Annotated in this window: 14 protein-coding genes; 10 read left to right on the forward strand and 4 right to left on the reverse strand. The window is 71.1% G+C overall.

Going from position 1 to position 14,558, the window contains the following annotated elements; genetic code table 11:
• Positions 1-47: 47 nt before the first annotated feature.
• The 6 genes from K1T34_RS26070 (at position 48) to K1T34_RS26095 (ending at position 6,538) form a co-directional block, all read left to right on the forward strand.
• Entirely contained in the window at positions 48-1,139 is a 1,092-nt protein-coding gene (locus K1T34_RS26070; protein WP_220246792.1) for a hypothetical protein, read from the forward strand.
• Positions 1,139-2,290 carry a toxic anion resistance protein gene (locus K1T34_RS26075; RefSeq protein WP_220246793.1) on the forward strand — a complete coding sequence of 384 codons (1,152 nt, stop codon included), beginning with the start codon at positions 1,139-1,141 and terminating at the stop codon, positions 2,288-2,290. Before K1T34_RS26070 ends, K1T34_RS26075 begins: the two co-directional genes overlap by 1 nt.
• A complete protein-coding gene (locus K1T34_RS26080; RefSeq protein ID WP_220246794.1) occupies positions 2,287-3,909 on the forward strand; it encodes a substrate-binding and VWA domain-containing protein in 1,623 nt (540 codons plus the stop codon). The genes K1T34_RS26075 and K1T34_RS26080 overlap by 4 nt, the downstream gene beginning before the upstream one ends.
• The gene (locus tag K1T34_RS26085) at positions 3,906-4,493 is read left to right on the forward strand and encodes a hypothetical protein (protein ID WP_220246795.1); all 588 of its coding nucleotides are present in this window, start codon (positions 3,906-3,908) and stop codon (positions 4,491-4,493) included. Before K1T34_RS26080 ends, K1T34_RS26085 begins: the two co-directional genes overlap by 4 nt.
• Before the next feature lie 90 nt (positions 4,494-4,583).
• Positions 4,584-5,267 carry a TetR/AcrR family transcriptional regulator gene (locus K1T34_RS26090; protein ID WP_220246796.1) on the forward strand — a complete coding sequence of 228 codons (684 nt, stop codon included), beginning with the start codon at positions 4,584-4,586 and terminating at the stop codon, positions 5,265-5,267.
• Positions 5,264-6,538: a cytochrome P450 gene (locus tag K1T34_RS26095; RefSeq protein ID WP_220246797.1), complete on the forward strand. Its 1,275-nt coding sequence runs from the start codon at positions 5,264-5,266 to the stop codon at positions 6,536-6,538. The genes K1T34_RS26090 and K1T34_RS26095 overlap by 4 nt, the downstream gene beginning before the upstream one ends.
• On the opposite strand, the gene K1T34_RS26100 is transcribed toward K1T34_RS26095, so the two are convergent.
• Both K1T34_RS26100 and K1T34_RS26105 read right to left on the reverse strand, forming a co-directional pair.
• Positions 6,510-7,304: a hypothetical protein gene (locus tag K1T34_RS26100; protein ID WP_220246798.1), complete on the reverse strand. Its 795-nt coding sequence runs from the start codon at positions 7,302-7,304 to the stop codon at positions 6,510-6,512. The two genes, K1T34_RS26095 and K1T34_RS26100, sit on opposite strands and share 29 nt — an antisense overlap.
• Before the next feature lie 106 nt (positions 7,305-7,410).
• Positions 7,411-7,704, reverse strand: coding sequence for a hypothetical protein (locus K1T34_RS26105; protein ID WP_220246799.1), 294 nt, complete (start codon positions 7,702-7,704; stop codon positions 7,411-7,413).
• A 252-nt stretch (positions 7,705-7,956) separates the two neighbouring features.
• Here K1T34_RS26105 and K1T34_RS26110 point away from each other — a divergent pair, with 252 nt between their 5' ends.
• The 4 genes from K1T34_RS26110 (at position 7,957) to K1T34_RS26125 (ending at position 10,475) form a co-directional block, all read left to right on the forward strand.
• Complete coding sequence (locus K1T34_RS26110) at positions 7,957-8,370, forward strand: hypothetical protein (RefSeq protein WP_220246800.1); 414 nt, start codon at positions 7,957-7,959, stop codon at positions 8,368-8,370.
• Positions 8,371-8,513: 143 nt separating this feature from the next.
• The gene (locus tag K1T34_RS26115; RefSeq protein ID WP_220246801.1) at positions 8,514-9,122 is read left to right on the forward strand and encodes a pentapeptide repeat-containing protein; all 609 of its coding nucleotides are present in this window, start codon (positions 8,514-8,516) and stop codon (positions 9,120-9,122) included.
• Between the two features lie 40 nt (positions 9,123-9,162).
• Positions 9,163-9,762, forward strand: a complete 600-nt coding sequence (locus tag K1T34_RS26120; RefSeq protein WP_220246802.1) for a sulfite oxidase-like oxidoreductase — start codon at positions 9,163-9,165, stop codon at positions 9,760-9,762.
• Positions 9,732-10,475: a ferredoxin reductase gene (locus tag K1T34_RS26125; protein WP_220246803.1), complete on the forward strand. Its 744-nt coding sequence runs from the start codon at positions 9,732-9,734 to the stop codon at positions 10,473-10,475. The genes K1T34_RS26120 and K1T34_RS26125 overlap by 31 nt, the downstream gene beginning before the upstream one ends.
• A 15-nt stretch (positions 10,476-10,490) precedes the next feature.
• Here the strand turns inward: K1T34_RS26125 and K1T34_RS26130 are convergent, their stop codons facing one another.
• Together K1T34_RS26130 and K1T34_RS26135 are read right to left on the reverse strand one after the other, a co-directional pair.
• Positions 10,491-13,046, reverse strand: a complete 2,556-nt coding sequence (locus K1T34_RS26130; RefSeq protein WP_220246804.1) for a helix-turn-helix transcriptional regulator — start codon at positions 13,044-13,046, stop codon at positions 10,491-10,493.
• The gene (locus K1T34_RS26135) at positions 13,043-14,029 is read right to left on the reverse strand and encodes a molecular chaperone DnaK (RefSeq protein ID WP_370643790.1); all 987 of its coding nucleotides are present in this window, start codon (positions 14,027-14,029) and stop codon (positions 13,043-13,045) included. Before K1T34_RS26135 ends, K1T34_RS26130 begins: the two co-directional genes overlap by 4 nt.
• Positions 14,030-14,558 lie beyond the last annotated feature (529 nt).

The raw sequence follows: 14,558 nt of genomic DNA on the forward strand, positions 1-14,558 counted from the left end.
TGAAGGATCCGAGGTGACGCGTCGCGGGACGTGCGGAAGGTGGGTTCGTGAAACGCCGGTTGTCCATCGGGCTGGCTGTGGTTCTGGTGCTCGCCGTCGTGGCCGTGATCGTGTGGGGGCGGTCCGGGAGCGACGAAGCGTCGGGAGGGGGTGACCTCACCGTCGTGCGCGGGGTGATCGGCTCGGAGAAGCAGGCCTTCTTCACCGACCAGCGCGTGGTCGACGCGTTCGCCAAGCACGGCCTGAAGGTGGAGGTCGACACCGCCGGCTCGCGCCAGATCGCGACCACGGTCAACCTCGCCAAGTACGAGTTCGCGTTCCCCTCGTCGTCGCCGGCGGCGCAGAAGATCCAGCGCGACCGCAAGGTGACCACGGTGTACACGCCGTTCCAGTCGCCGATGGCGATCGCGACGTTCGAGCCGATCGTCTCGCTGCTGAGCGCCGCGGGCGCCGTGCACAAGGGCGCGGGCGACTACCAGGTGCTCGACATCGCGAAGTACCTGCAGCTCACACAGGCCGGCACGCGCTGGGACCAGTTGCCGGGCAACACCGCGTACCCCGTGCGCAAGAACATCCTCGTGACGACCACCGACCCGCGGGAGTCGAACTCCGCGGCGATGTACCTGTCGATCGTGTCGTTCGTGGCCAACGGCAACAACGTCGTCTCGACGCCGGACCAGGAAGCCAAGGTGCTGCCCCAGGTGTCGAAGCTGTTCCTCGACCAGGGGTACACGCAGAACAGCACCGAGGGGCCGTTCGAGGACTACCTCTCGGCCGGCATGGGCAAGACGCCGCTCGCGCTGATCTACGAGTCGCAGTACGTCGATCGCCTGGTGCGCCACGACGGGTCGATCCAGCCCGACATGCGGATGCTCTACACGGCGCCCACGGTGTACTCGAAGCACACGCTGGTTCCGTTCTCTCCCAACGGGGACAAGGTCGGCCAGCTGCTCTCGACCGATCCGGAGCTGGGCAAGCTCGCCGCCACGTTCGGCTTCCGCACCACGAACCCGCAGCAGTTCCGCGACGTCGTGGCCGCGGCCAAGGCCCCGGTGCCGGCCGATCTCGTGGACACGGTCGAGCCGCCGTCGTTCGAGACGCTGGAACGGATGCTCGACGCGATCCAGAAGCAGTACTGATGGACGATTTCACTCTCACCCCGCCGGAGCCGGTGGCGGCGGTCCCCGTGGAGCGCGCTGCCGGCCTGATCGCGCTCGGTGACGACACCCGGGCCGACATCGCCCGTCGCGCCGGTGAGTTCGCGACGCGCCTGGAAGCGCTCGACGTCAAGTCGCCCGAGTTCACCACGCTGCTCGACGAGCTCCTCGCCGTCGGCGAAGCGGACATGCGCGCGGCGGCCACGGTCGCGGGCACGATGCTCGACCGTTCGACGAAGGCGCTGGAATCCGCGCGCGGCTCCGTCGGCTCGCCGCAGCAGCAGGTGACCACAAGCTTGGTCGAGCTGCGCCGCACGGTCGCGGAGCTCGACCCGGCCAAGCTGCCGATCACCGGCCGCAAGCTGCTGGGCATCTTTCCGGCGGCCGCGAGTGCCAAGCGCGCTCTCGACCGCTACCGCGCCGCCAACGAGCCCGTGAACGCACTGGTCCGCGAGTTGCGTACCCGCCAGGACGTGCTGCGGCGCGACAACGCGGCGCTCAAGGGCGAGCGCGAACGGCTGTGGGCCACGCTCGGCCGGCTCGCCGAGGCGGCGGCGTTCGCGGAGGCCGTGGACGGGGCGATCGACCGGCAGGCCGGGGTCTTCGACCTCACGGATCCCTCGCACGCCAACGCGTTGCGCGCCGACATCCTGTACCCGATCCGCCAGCGCCACCAGGACGTGCTGACGCAGCTGGCCGTGAGCGCGCAGGGCTACCTCGCGCTGGACCTGGTGCGCCGCACCAACGACGAGCTGATCCGCGGCGTCGAGCGGGCGGTGTCCACCACTGTCTCCGCGCTGCGCGTGGCCCTGCTCGTGAGCGCGGCGCTGGCCAATCAGCGCGACGTGCTCGACGAGGTCGCGGCCCTGCAGTCGACCACCGACGGCCTGCTGCGCGCGAACGCCGCGCTGCTGGAGTCGCAGAGCGCGGAGATCCGCAAGGCGTCGAGCGACCCGGCGGTCGCCGTCGACACGCTGCGCGACTCGTTCGACCGGATCTACTCGGCCCTCGACGCGATCGACGGGTTCAAGGCCGAGGCCGTGATGCACATGGCGTCCACAGTGGAGTCGTTGTCCGGTGAGCTGCGGCGCGCCGAGGACCGGCTGCGCCGTTCGCACGAGGGGGAGCTGTGAAGAAACTCGCGGTACTGGCGCTCGCCGCCGCCCTGCTGGTGACGGGGTGTTCGTCGTCGGATCCGAGCTCCGGCACCGACGCCGGGCCGCCCGAAGCCGGCACGTTGCGCATCCTCGCGGGCAGCGAGCTCGCCGACATGAAACCGGTGCTCGACGAGGCTGCGAAGGCCACGGGCGTGAAGGTGAAGTTCACGTTCACCGGCACGCTGGAGGGCGCCGAGTCGCTCGCCAACGGCAGCCTCGACGGCAAGTACGACGCCGTCTGGTTCTCCTCGAACCGTTACCCCGCGGGCATTCCCGAGGCGGCCAAGCGCCTGGGCAACCAAGTGAAGATCATGGGCTCGCCCGTGGTGCTGGGCCTGTCACAGCCGGTCGCGCAGCGGCTCGGGTGGGACAAGAAGGCGCCGACCTGGGGCGACATCGCCGCGGCGGCGGGCAAGAAGGAGTTCACCTACGGGATGACCGACCCGTCGGCGTCCAACTCCGGCTTCTCGGCGCTGGTGGGCGTCGCGTCCGCCCTGGCTCACTCCGGCACGGCGATCGACGCGCAGCAGATCACCGCCGTCACGCCGCAGCTCACACAGTTCTTCAGCGCGCAGGTGATGTCGGCCGGCTCGTCGGGCTGGCTTTCCGACGCGTTCCAGCGCCGCGCCACCGGCCAGGACCCGGGGGCGAAGGTCGACGGCCTGGTCAACTACGAGTCCGTGCTGCTGTCGATGAACTCCTCCGGCAAGCTGCCGCAGCCGCTGAAACTCATCTATCCCAGCGACGGTGTCATCACCGCCGACTACCCGCTCACGCTGCTGACCAGCGCGAGCAACGACGCCCGCGACGCGCACCAGCGGCTCACCGACTATCTGCGCACCCCCGACGTGCAGCGGCGGATCATGCAGGTCACGCAGCGGCGCCCGGTGGTGCCAGGGGTTCAGCTCGGCGCGCAGTTCGTGCCCCACGACCTGGTCGAGCTGCCGTTCCCGGCGACACAGCAGGCCGTGGACGCACTGCTTTCGGCCTACTTCAGCAAGATCCGCCGTCCGTCGCGCACGCTGTACGTGCTCGACACGTCGGGCTCGATGCAGGGCGACCGCATCGAGGCGCTGCGCTCGGCGCTGGCCGGCCTCACGGGCGCGGACAACTCGCTCGTGGGCCGCTACCGGCAGTTCCGCAGCCGCGAGGAGGTGACGATGCTGCCGTTCAACACCGCGCCGGGCAATCCGGTCACGTTCACCGTGCCCGAGCAGAACCCGCAGGGCGAGCTGGCGAAGATCAAGAGCTTCGCCGAAGGCCTGCAGGCCGACGGCGGCACCGCGATCTACGACAGCCTCGACCGCGCGTACCAGGTGATGGAACCGCTGGTGGCACAGGACCCGGACCGGTTCAACTCGATCGTGCTGATGACCGACGGCCAGAACGAGAGCGGCTCCAACCTCGACGGCTTCAAGTCGTCCTTCGCGTCGCTGCCCGCGGCGATGAAGCAGATCCCGGTGTTCACGGTGCTGTTCGGCGAGGGCAGCGGAGACGAGCTGACGCAGGTCGCCACGCTGACCGGCGGCAAGGTCTTCGACGCCCGCAACACCCAGCTGTCCAGTGTCTTCCAGGAGATTCGCGGGTACCAATGAGGCGTTGGTTCGGCTCCACCAAGAACATCGCCGGCTGCATCGGCGGCCTGATCGGCCTCGTGCTGTACGCGGTCGGGGTGATCGGGCCGCTGTGGCTGATGTTCGTGGTCATGGCCGTGCTCTACACGGCGGGCGCGCTCGTCGCGCCGCCGGAGAAGGTGCGGCTCGTCGTCGACCCGACCGTGGAGGCGGCGGAGGTGCGCTCGTCGCTGGAGGCGTTGGTGCAGACGGTGGCCGGCCACTCCGGGCGCCTGCCGCCGTCCGCTGTGGACGGTGTGCGCCACGTCGCCGAGGTGCTGTCCGACCTGCTGAAGGACCCGCTGCGGCTCGCCTCGACGCCGGACCTGCAGTACCGCGTGCTGCTGCTCGCGCGCACGGACCTGCCGATGTCGGTGGAGACGTACCTGAACTTGCCGCGCTGGTTCGCCTCCCGGCGTGACGCGGACGGCACCAGCGCGGAAGACGAGCTCGCGAAGCAGCTGGACCTCCTGCGGGGCAAGGCGGAGAAGCTCGCCGCGGAGTACTACTCGGCGGACGTGAACCGCCAGGAGGACCACACGCGCTACCTCGGCGAAGAGTCTTGACGCCGGATCGGTGATTTCCGACGCATGGTTGTCAGACGCGTTTCTTAGTACTAGCTTCGTAAGAAGATCGTCTTACGAGGGAGTGCGCTGGTGGCAGGCACATCGGTAACGGGCACATCGGAACCGGGCTCACGCCGGGAACAGGCCGAAGCGACTCGCGAGCTGCTTCTCAGAACGGCAGAGCGCCTGTTCGCCGAACGCGGGCTCGCGCAGGTGTCCAATCGCCAGATCGTGGAGGCCGCCGGACAGGCCAACAACTCCGCGCTGGCCTACCACGTCGGCACGCGCGAAGACCTGATCCGCGCCATCACGCGCTCGCACGTCGAGCCGATCGCCGCGCGGGCGAAGGAACGCGTGGCGGCCGTCCGGCGGTCAAAGCGGCCGCGTGACCACGTGGCGAGCCTCGTGCTGCCCTACACCGAGCACCTCGCGAGCCTCGGCATCCCCAGCTGGTGCGCCCGATTCCTGGCGCAGGTCGTGACCGATCCGGCGCTGCTCGACGTCGAGGGCGTCGAGCCGGTGCTGGCCGTCGAGTTCGTCGAGGGCACGGCCGCGGTGTGGGCGCACGTGACGCCGTTGCCGGCCGCCGAAACGGCTCTGCGGAGCCAAACCGCGCGCGTCGCGGTGATCCACACGTGCGCCGAGCAGGAACGGCTCGCCGCGGCCACCGGCGTGCCCGCCGACTGGGCGCTGGTCGGCGAGGCACTGACCGACGCCCTCACCGGTTTGCTGACCGCCCCTCGTGTTCCCACCATCCGGAAGGATCGTCGATGACCGCCGCGAAACCGCCCACGATGCGCCGCCCGGTTCCGCCGGAGATGCTGGAGCGCGGCAAGTGCCCGTTCGACCCGCCCGCCGTGCTCGCGGAAAAGGCGCCGGTGTCGCGGATCGAGCTGGTCAACGGCGCGCACGCCTGGGTGATCACCGGCTACGAGCAGGCCCGCGCGGTGCTGGCCGACACGAGGTTCAGCTCCGACAACGTGCGCAACCGCAGCGCGATGGACCTGCGCCCCGACGAGGTCGGCAAGGCGCGCTGCCCCGTGGACGTGGCGCAGCGCGAGGACGGCCGGTTCCTGTTCATGGACCCGCCCGAGCACACGCGGCTGCGCCGACTGCTCACCGGCCAGTTCACCGTGCGGCGCATGCAGTTGCTGGAAGAGCGGATCCGCGAGATTTCGATCGAGCACCTCGACGCCATGCGCGCGGCCGGGAACGAGGGCGACGTCGTGCCCGCGTTCGCGCTGCCGTTGCCCTCGCTGGTGATCTGCGAGCTGCTGGGCGTGGACTACGCGGACCGCGCGGAATTCCAGGAGCACACCGGCATCGCGCTCAACCTGACCAAGAGCGACGAGGAGCGCGCGAAGGCCTCGGAGTCGATCTACGCGTTCATGCGCAAACTGGTGGCGCACAAGCGCGAGCACCCGGCCGACGACCTCGTGTCCGGCTTGATCCACGGCGACGCCGACCCGGCGCTGACCGAACAGGAACTGGTCGACATCGCGACCGTGCTGCTCGGCGCGGGCCACGAGACGACCGCGAACATGCTGGCGCTGGGCACTTTCGCGTTGCTCGAACACCCGGACCAGCTGGCGCTGGTGCGCGAGGACCCGTCCGTGCTGGACAACGGCGTCGACGAGCTGCTGCGCTACCTCTCGATCATCCACATCGGACCGAACCGCGTCGCGACGGAGGACCTCGAGGTCGGCGGCGTCACGATCCCGGCGGGTGACACCGTGCTGATCTCGGTGCCGCAGGCCAACCGCGCGGCTGAACACTGTCCGGAGCCGGAACGGCTGGACCTCAAGCGTCCGCGTACGCCGCACCTCGCGTTCGGGCATGGGGTGCACCAGTGCCTGGGACAGCAGCTCGCGAGGGCCGAGCTCCGGGTCGGGCTGGCGGAGCTGGTCGGCTGTCTGCCGGAGCTGCGCCTGGCGATTCCCGCCGAGGAAGTGCCGCTGCGCACGGACATGCTCGTCTACGGGGTGCATTCCCTGCCGGTCGCGTGGTCGGCGAGCGCTACCGGAACCGGGGCAGCCTCAGCGTGAGCGCGGCCGTCGTGAGCCAGGCCAGCAGGTCGGGCAGCGGGATGCGGGAGAGGCGCTCGGGCCACTCGTCGGCGACGGTGTGGAGCACGAGCTCGTCGTCGGCCGGCCGCACGCCGGTGAGCCGCAGCCCCTTCGGCAGCTCGGGCAGCGGCAGCACGACGGGCCGGATCCGTTTCGGGGCGCGGAACTCCCGCTGTCCGATGTGGAGGGTCGTCGGGGTCAGCACCACGGCGTCCGAGGCGACGGCGGGCGTGAGCGTGAGCCGGCCCCAGCCGGGGCGCTTGGCCCAGCGCACCTGGAAGCCGTCGTCGTGCGGGGTCGCGACGAGATCCGGCCGGGCGTCGGCCACACGTTCGCGCACGACGCTGCCGGGCACGGTGATGTCCAGCTCGACCTCACCCGGAACCACGGTGGGAGTCGGCAGACTGCGCAGGCGGACGTCCTTGGCCAGCAGGACAACGCGGCGCAGCGGGATGGTGCTCGTCGCGGACGTCGGCCACTCGACGTCCTCGGCGACCAGGCGCACGTCGCCGACGCGGCCGGTGGCCAGGCGCAGGGAATCGGCGGGGTATTCGAGTTCGGTCAGGGTGAAGCGGGCTTCGCCGCCGTTGGCCTTCGCGGTGAGCCGGCGGCCGACGAGCTGTTCGGTGACCGTGCGCGCGAGGGCAGCCGGCGTGGCGGGCACGTTCGGCAGCAGGGAACGACCCGCCGCGGCGGCGAGGCCCGCGATTTCGGGCCAGCCCTCGAACCATCTGCCTTCGCTCACCCGGACATCGTATGGGGCGCGGTAACCGGTCGCTTCCGGCTGTGGCGTTCGCCGCGCTTTTCGCCCGGTGTTGGCGTGAAACACGTTTGACCGGGGCAAAAACGGGTCAGCGGGCGACGAGCCGCGCGATGATCCCGCTCACGACCAGCCAGAACACCGCGGCGAGGCCGTAGTCGAGGATGACCGCGAGGTCGGGGTTGCTCACCGGGAACAGGCCCGGGAAGAACAGCGCGAGCGGGTCGGCCAATGACCGGATGAAGATGAAGAAGCCGTTCGCGGCGTTGGCGCCGGCGAGCAGCATCACCAGGTAAAGCACCTCGATGAACGCGAACAACGCGCCGATTCCGGTGATCACTCGGGCTGCCGTGTTGGTTCTGGTGGAAGTTCGCCATCTGGACATGCTGGTTAATTCCCACTTCCGGGTGAGGGTGAAACGCGTCACCGGTCAAATTGCGCCGGTTGGTCGACGGGGCGCCCGGCTCAGGACCGCAGAGCGACGACTGGTGCCTCGTCAAGCAACGTTGATCAGGTAGTCGGGTTGTCGGATGGGTTGCGCCGGCGGACATGACCGGCGACGGCTGCGGTCTGCGCGGCGTGAGTTCGGACGAGAATGCCGTCCGCGTTGCGCCAAGGGGGCGCTAGATTCGCGCGAGTGCGCACGTTGATCGTCGTGGTGGTGTTGCTCGGGCTGGTGTCGGCGGGGTGCACCCGGTCGGTGGTGCCCGACCAGGGGCCGATGGTGGCCCCGGCGGGGTACTCGCTGCCCAAGGGGGCCGAACAGGAGGTCAGTCCGGGGATGGATCCGGACCTCACGGTCGAGCTGCCGGTGGGCGGTCTGGTCAAGCTGGACTACAACATCGCCCAGCGCGCCCTTGACGGTCGGATCTGGTCGGTGCTCCGGCTGGCCCAGGTGGACGGCGAGACCTCGATCTACCAGGCGGTCGCGCCGGGCAAAGTAGGCTTGGTGATCACTCCGCACGGCTACTCGTGTCCGCCGCGCGCGGCGGACTGCGACGTGGACACCAAAGGGCCGTTGAAGCTCCTGGTGGTCGTGACCCCGACCTGATCGGCGACTCGGAGGGTCGCGCCCGGTGATCACGCAGATCTGCGTTCGCGTGGTGTCATCGATCGTCCGCGATCAGGATGGACACTCGACTCGAAGATCAATTACCGCACCAGCCACCATTGACGAGGCACTAGCCTGACCGCGTGCCCCACACCGCTGAGCCTGCCGAGATCGAGCTGACCTTCCGCCGCGAAGACTGGTACGCCGAGGAGTTCACCGGGCGGCGGTTCGAGCGGTGCGAGTTCCACGACGTCGACCTCACCGAGGCCGTCACTCACGGTGTCTCGTTCGTCGACTGCGTGTTCGGCAACGTGCGCTTCAACGCCTCGAAGCACGTGGACACGGCGTTCACCGGCTGCGGTTTTACGCGCTGCAACCTGTTCGACGCGGAGTTCAGCGGGTGCAAGCTCGTGGGGAGCCGGTTCACCGAGTGCTCGCTGCGGCCGATGAAGGTGCTCGGGGGCGACTGGTCGTTCGCGGGACTCGCGGGCGCGGACCTGCGCGGCGCGACGTTCCAGGGCGTGCGGATGCGCGAGGCCGACCTCACGCGCGCGGACTGCACGGGGGCGACGTTCGCCGACGTCGACCTGTCGGGTGCCGAGCTGCTGGAGGTGAAATTCGGCGGCGCCGAGCTGCGGGGGAGTGACCTCTCAGCGCTCGACCCGGTGCACGCCGAGCTCGGCGGGGCGATCGTGTCGCCTGAACAAGCGACGGTGCTGGTGACATCGCTCGGATTGCACGTTCGCGGGTAGGCTGCGCTGGGCGTTGGAGGGTCAGCGAAAGGAGTCCGCGATGGGTGTCATCACACCGGGGTTCACCGGTCGCGCCCGCGGCGGCAACCCGCGGCTGCCGCCCGGCCAGTACCTCACGGAGGACTTCCCCGTGCTGTCCGCGGGCCCGACGCAGCGCGTGCACCTGGACAAGTGGGAGTTCGCGGTCACCACGGAGAAGGGCGAGAAGCGCTCGTGGTCGTTCCGCGAGCTGACCTCCCTGCCGAGCGAGAAGTTCACCGTGGACATCCACTGCGTCACGCAGTGGTCCAAGCTCGACACGCGCTGGCGCGGCGTGCCCGTGGAGACGCTGATCGGCGACCTCGACACCGAGGCCGACTACGTGCTGGCGCATTCCTACGGCGGCTACACCACCAACCTGCCGCTCGCCGACCTGCTCGACGGGCAGGCGTGGATCGCGTACGAGTACAACGGCAAGCCGCTCACCCCGGAACACGGCGGGCCGGCGCGGCTGCTGGTGCCGCACCTGTACCTGTGGAAGTCGGCGAAGTGGGTGCGCGGGCTGGAACTTGCCACGAAGGACGAGCCGGGCTTCTGGGAGTCCTCCGGCTACCACGACTACGGAGACCCATGGCGCGAACAGCGGTATCAGGGCGACTAGCTTGGCGCGTCGCGAACCTCGCGGAGATCCGCCAGGAGACGGCGACGGCCCGCACCCTCGTGTTCGACGTCCCCGGCTGGCCCGGCCACCTCGCGGGCCAGCACGTCGACGTCCGCCTCACCGCCGCAGACGGCTACACCGCCCAGCGCAGCTACTCCCTCGCCGCGCCCTCCGACGGTGACCGCCTCGAGCTGACGGTGCAGCGCGTCGCCGGCGGCGAGGTCTCGGAACACCTCACGGGCCCCTACGCGGTCGGCGACCCCGTCGAGATCCGCGGCCCGATCGGCGGCTGGTTCGTCTGGCGCCCCACCGACCCCGCCCCCGTCCTGCTCGTCGCGGGCGGCTCCGGCGTCGTGCCGCTGATGGCGATGATCCGCGCCCGCCGCGCTGCCGGGAGCCGCGCGTTGTTCCGCCTGGTGTACTCCGTGCGGACCCCCGCGGACCTCTACTACGCCGCCGAGCTGCGCAAGCCGTACGCCGGCCTGGACGTCACGTACGTCTACACCCGCGAACTCCCCGACGGCGCCCCGGGAATTCCGCGGCGCATCAGCGTCGCCACCCTCAACACGGCCAGCTGGCCGACGGACTTCGGGCCCACCACGTTCGTCTGCGGGCCCACCGCTTTCGTCGAAACGGTGGCCGACGCTCTGCTGGCTTTGGGCCACTCGCCGCACTCGATCCGCACGGAGCGCTTCGGTCCCAGCCGGGACTGATGCGCCTGCCGCGGCTCAGGAGAAGTCGGGTTTGGCGAGCAGCTCCCGAAGCGTCGCGAGCAGCTCGCGCCGGTCCGCCGCACCCAGCTTGGCCCGGATCCGCGCCATGTGGTGTTCGACGGTTTTGCCGGAGATGAACAGCTTGCTGCCGGCCTGTTTGTACGTCAGGCCGTCGACGACGAGGCGGGCGACTTCGAGCTCGCGTTCGCTCAGGGTGCTGAGGCCGGGGGCGGCGCCGGGTTCCGGGGTGGCGGATTCGCGGCGGCCGGTGCCGGCCTGGAACTGGCGGGCGGCTTCGAGGAGCTGGACCATGGCTTTGCGGTCGGACGTGCGGATGGCGGCCTGGCCGGCCAGCCGGGCGGCATCCCAGCAGAGGTCGAGTTCGTGGAGTTCGGCGGCGGCCGCGGAGACCTCGTCGTGGTCGAAGGCGCCGCCGAGGACCGCGAGCCAGCACGTGGCGGCGCGGGCCAGCGCCGCGGGGTAACGGCCGTGGCCGGCGAAGCTCGTCAGGGCGGCCAGCTGGTGGGAAGCGGTGTCCAGGTCTTCCACGGTGATGGCGGCGTGCAGCTCGTGCCAGCACAGGGAGACCGTCCACAGTGGAGGGTTGCCGAGCTCGCCGAGCATGGCGTGGGCGTGGCGCAGCTGCCGCGTGAGCTTCGCGTGCGCGCCGGTGCGGGCGGCGGCGATGGCCAGCTCGCCCAGCGGCAGCAGGGTGAACAGGTCGGTCTGCTGCCGCATCGACGCCTGGTACGCGCGGTCCCACGACTGCTGCAGCCCCACCAGGTCGCTCGCGCGCCGCGCGAGGCCGAGTTCGAGCGTCGCGAAGAAGAGCTCGTCGCGGGCTTCGAGGCGGGTGCCCGCCACGGCGTCGCGGTGTTCGGCGGCGGCCGTGAGGTGCCCGCTGGTCATCGCTACCCAGCCGAGCAACAGCCGGTGCCGCGCGGTGAGCAGGTCGCCGCCGACGTCGCTGGCCAGCGCGCGGTCCAGCACCGATTCGGCCAGCCCCAGCTCACCCGAGTGCAGCCCGACGAGCGCGGCCAGCGCGGCCGGGCTGTCCGGCAGCGGCGCGCCCGTGGCGGCCGGCTCGAGCATCGCGGCCGCCCCGACGAGCGCCGAGAGCGTGTCCGCGCCCTGCCCGCTCACCGAATCGACGACGCCGCCGGCCGTCCGCGCCACGGCACCGGCGAACAACGTCGGCGCCACCCCGGGCACGGGCGCGTCCACCAAGGTCCGTGCCGCGTCCAGCTGGCCGGACCCGACGAGCGCGATCGCCGCGAATGCGTTCGCGGCCCCGCGCCCGGCCCACCGGTACACCTCGGGCCCGCGGGCGTTGTTCCACGAAGGCGCCCAAGCCTCGCCGGGCACGGGCGCGTTGTGGCCGGGCATCGGTCGGGGTGCGCCCCAAGTCGACGCGGTCAGATCCGGCCCGTCACCGTCCCCAGGCGCACAAGCGTCCGCCGCCGCGGCCCACCGGTAGAGCTCCGCACTCCGCGCCAGCTCCCCCCGGTGCGCCAGCACCGTCGCGGCGATCTCCGCCCCGGCGGCCCGCGCCTCGGGATCGTCGCCGCTCAACATCCCGTCACCCAGCCGCAGCGCCGTGTCGAGGTCACCCGACAACGCCGCCGCCCGGGCCCACCCCGTCGTCACGGCCGTGTCGCGCGCCCCCGCCTCGGCGGCGGCTTCGAACAGCCGCGCCGCCAGCTTCGTGTCCCCGGGCAACGCCTCACCCGCGGCCGCCGCGAAGGCAGCCGCCGCGCTCGCACCCGAACTTCCCGTGTCCAGCAACGACTTCGCCAGCTCCAGCACGGGCAACCCGCCCCGCAGCTGGATTTCCACGAGCTGCTGCAACACCGTCAGCCGACGAGCCGGCGGCCCGTACGTGCGCACGGCCTCCGCGGCGACCGGCAACAACCCGTCGTTCGCGTCGAGCAGCCCCGTCGCGCGGGCACCGTCGACGACCTCGGGCAACCGGTCCGGCGCCAGCTCCAGCAAGGCGCACAGCAGGTCGAGATTGCGGCCGGCCCCGGCCTCCGCAGCGATCAAGTACCGCAGCACGTCGTCGTCGAGCTCCGCCAGCTCGGCCCGGAACTCGCCGAGCTGCCCGGTCACCGCCCGCTCCACCAGCCGTGGCACCCCGCCGGTGCGGGAATGCAACGCGGCGGCGGCCGTCCCGTCGACGAGCCGGCCCGTGAGCTGCCGCGCGAGCGCCCCGACCTCCTCGGCGTCCAGCGGCGGCAGCGCCACCTGCCGGGCGAAGGGTTCCGCCAACGCGCGCAACGCTTCCGAACGCGGGTTCGGCCGGTGCGCCAGCACGACCGGTCCCGCCAGCGCCGTAAGTCTCGCCACGTCCTCCTCGCCGAGCTGGTCGGCGTCGTCGACGAGCGTCGCGTCGACGCCGGCCTCGCGGCAGCCCGACTCGAGCGCGCCGAGCAGCGTGGTCTTGCCGTAGCCACCGGGCGCGACGACCACGAGCCGCGCGGGCGTCGCGGTCACAGCCGCCAGCTCGGCGAGGAGCAGGCGCGCAACGGGGTGGACGGCGTCGGTGCCGGTTTTCGCCAGCAGTGCGTTCAACAGTGACCTTCACCGGTGGGGGCCGCGCCCGGGCGGGCGCATGACGTGAGGGACGCGGGGTGGGCCGGGGCGGTTCCCTTGTCCGCCGTGGCTTCGTGGGAGGAGAGAGCGGCGATCAGGACCGAGGAACCGATCGCGAGCACTGCGGCGGCCGCGGCGAGCGGACGCCAGCGGCGCAGCAGTTTCGCGGCGCCTTCGGGCGGGGGCAGTTCGAACGGCGTGATGTCCACCGGCGGCGGGGAGGGCCGCTCGGCGAGCTCGGGTACCGAGTCGACCTTGGGGATCAGGGTCGTCTCCGCGACGGGCTGCTCCCGCCGGGCGGGCGGGCTCATCCGTTGAGCGGCGAGGCTACTGGCTCCGAACGCGGCCGTGAGCGGGGGCTGGGGTGAGGCGAACACGGGGCACGGCAACCGGCCCGGCAACGCCCCCGGCCCGGGTTCGCCGGAGAACACGATGCCCGCCAACGCGTCGGGCAGCACCGAAATCCCGTGGGCGAGCGCGAAAGCCGTGCTCACGGCAGCCGCGGGCGCCACGCCCTCGGTGCTCGTGCGTGCCACCCAGCCGCCCGCGCCGGACGCCGTCGCAAGCGTGACGGTGACGCCGTCGGGCCCGAACTCGCACACCACGGCCGTCTGGTCGCCGGGTCCGGGATCGGGCAGATGGGCATAAAGGGCGCCAATGGAACTGGGCACCAAAGTCACGGCGGCGAAGCCGGATTCACCCAGCGCTCGTCGCAGAAGGTCACGCCGGTAGTCGCCCCAATCACCGGGGTGGGTGACGACGAGGTGGCGGGGTGCTCCTCCCAGTTGAGCGCCCGCGTGCTCCGCGATGCCCTCGACGAGGACTGCGGTGAGTGACTCCGGCGAGAACCGCTCGCCCCCGACGAACACGGGGACGTCGTCGCCGATGCGGCGGTGGAACCCCGTCAGCAAGCGAGACGGAACGCTCGTTCCGGCGCGCGCCGCGGCGTCGCCGGTGAGCAAGTAACCCTCATCGTCCAGGAATAACGCGGTGGCCGCGGCCGGCGAGCTCTCGCCGAGCCACAGCGGTTCAGGGGCGCCCCAGCCGTCGGCAAGCTTCCGGCGGGTGGCGGCGTGGGTCCGGGCGTGGGCGACATCGATGCCGAGCACATAGGGCAACGCCGCTTCCTCCCTTCGTCGCACCGGGACGGGCCAAGGAGAGCAATCCGCCCCCTAGGGGTACGCCATCCTCACCCGTTCGGGTCATCCGGGCAAGCTCGGGTGGGATTTACCCAACCGAGCCCCCGAACGGATGAGCCCGTAACTCCCTAACGATCTCATATCGACCCCCTAACGGCTGAGCGAGCTGCGACTGTTAGTGAACGCCGATGTGAACGGGGGTGCGGAGCCGGTTTCGAGGGGCCGTCCCGGAGGGGTGCGCGGCCGAATCCCCGGGCCCCCGGCGATCCTCACGCGTTCGGGTCACCAACGCCGCGCGAATGTCGGTTTTAACCCCACTGGTGGGCCGATGAGTCACCCGCGCTCCCTAACG

Origin of the sequence: Amycolatopsis sp. DSM 110486, assembly GCF_019468465.1 — a bacterium.
In the GTDB taxonomy this organism is placed as follows: Bacteria; Actinomycetota; Actinomycetes; order Mycobacteriales; family Pseudonocardiaceae; genus Amycolatopsis.

Bases quoted from the DNA above. Each gene is read 5' to 3' on its own strand.
- K1T34_RS26075 (WP_220246793.1), top strand. From the start codon at position 1,139: ATGGACGATTTCACTCTCACCCCGCCGGAGCCGGTGGCGGCGGTCCCC.
- K1T34_RS26085 (WP_220246795.1), top strand. From the start codon at position 3,906: ATGAGGCGTTGGTTCGGCTCCACCAAGAACATCGCCGGCTGCATCGGC.
- K1T34_RS26095 (WP_220246797.1), top strand. From the start codon at position 5,264: ATGACCGCCGCGAAACCGCCCACGATGCGCCGCCCGGTTCCGCCGGAG.
- K1T34_RS26105 (WP_220246799.1), bottom strand. From the start codon at position 7,704: ATGTCCAGATGGCGAACTTCCACCAGAACCAACACGGCAGCCCGAGTG.
- K1T34_RS26120 (WP_220246802.1), top strand. From the start codon at position 9,163: ATGGGTGTCATCACACCGGGGTTCACCGGTCGCGCCCGCGGCGGCAAC.
- K1T34_RS26125 (WP_220246803.1), top strand. From the start codon at position 9,732: ATGGCGCGAACAGCGGTATCAGGGCGACTAGCTTGGCGCGTCGCGAAC.